This window comes from Clostridium sp. (assembly GCF_051650885.1).
Taxonomy (GTDB): domain Bacteria; phylum Bacillota; class Clostridia; order Clostridiales; family Clostridiaceae; genus Clostridium.
In genome coordinates, this window is record NZ_JBOFRG010000371.1 from 1 (window position 1) to 1,742 (window position 1,742).

The window sequence follows — 1,742 nt, forward strand, 5'->3', positions numbered from 1 at the left end:
AGCAAAATGGTCTAAAGAGAATTGAATTAGTTTCAGTTGAAAACCGAAGCAAGGAAACGTTAAACTTAGTAATCCAAAACTGCGTGAAGCCAAACACAATCAATTACACTAGTGGTTGGTAAGGCTATTCTAGTCTGACAGATCTTTCATATGAACACCGAACAGTTAATCATTCTTTACATTTTGTTGATCCAATTACTAAAGTTCATACAAATACTGTTGCGCTACTCGGCACTTTGTAGCGTAAAGTTTTATTAAGGTCTAGGGCTTTGTCGCTCCTAGCCTGATTTCCCACTTGTCTCTTTGCTGACATGGGTTCAAGGGTCAGAAATCTATTTATAGATTTCTGAAAATAAAATAATGTGGGACTTTGATAAAAAGTCCAAAAGTCGGTCTAGAAGTCTCGTAGGAATTCTAGATAGAAATATTATAGAATTCCCGAATGTTTCTTAGAAGACAAGAAAGGGACAAGTTAGTTACTCACATCTTGGTAATCTTATTGCCCAAGTTTGTGAGTTGTCTAACATCCTCCCCTCCTTTAAATTCCTGCTCCACAGTTTATCATCCATCCTGTCGTATTCAATCAAATCCTTTCTATTCACTGTGAAAGTTTCTCCGTTGAAATCTATAATATGATATGCACCATTTCCTAGATTCTTGGTTACACAAAATGGTCCTTTCCACCTATAGTCTAACTTATTCTCCCTTTCTTCATGAAGTTTTTTCCTTAGAACCGTCGACCCTACCAACAGATCGTCCCCTGGGACCCCTTTTTTTATGTTTCTCGTTTCCTTTTCCCGAAGGGACCTTTCTTGATCATGTAACGCTGTAAGAGATGCTTTAAGTCTTTCAAATATTAGCTGGTTATCTTCATTTAAACTCTCCACCCCGTTTTCCATACAGTTCAAATCGATTTTGGGTTTTCGACCATACAATAATTCAAATGGAGACGGTTTGCCTCCTGATCTTGGGCTAACTCTATATGCAAACAGTGCGGTATCCAAATATTCATCCCTCTCATCTGTTTTACCGTTCACACACTTCATTAGTTTTCCGATTAATGTTTGATTGAATCGTTCCACTGCTCCGTTACATTTTGGATTGTATGCTGATGTAAACGATTTCTTAATATTCATCAGACTACACAACGCCACTATTGTCGAATTTAAGAATTCTTTCCCTCTATCCGATAAAATTTCTTCAGGTTGACCATGCCTTTGAATAAGAGATATTAAAAACAAAGCTGTCTCCTTTGATGATTTCGTTCTAACAGCTCGGGCTTCAGCCCAACGAGTTAAATGATCTGTTGCTACTATGATGTATTTATTACCACGAGGTGTTCTCGGTAACGGACCAACAATATCTATTCCTACTCGTGAAAAAGGTTCTTTTAAACTTAGCCTACACTTCTGAATGTTAGCCTTTGGCTTAGCAAATTTTTTACAAACCTCACAGTCCTCAATCTCTTCCTTAATTTCCTTGTACAAATTCTTCCAGAGATAATTATCCAAACACAATCTGTAAGTTGGGATCACTCCTGCATGACCCGCCTCAATGTGGCACCTTCTTATAACATCTTTCCTCTGTTTTATTTCCTGTTCACCAACGAAAGATACACTGTTAATTTCTTCTAAATTTCTTGAAAGTGAGTCAGCAAGAACATTTTTAGAGCCTTTGATATATTCAATTTTGTATACAAATTGTTGTAAAAACAGGTTCCATCTCATGATTCTACCTGTAGC

General features: G+C 37.1%; 1 protein-coding gene. It reads right to left on the reverse strand.

Annotation, left to right across the window (positions count from 1 at the left end; translation table 11 throughout):
* Nucleotides 1-476 precede the first annotated feature (476 nt).
* Nucleotides 477-1,742: DDE-type integrase/transposase/recombinase (locus ACRC28_RS19045; protein ID WP_438545035.1), on the reverse strand; the 1,266-nt coding region annotated here is incomplete at its 5' end.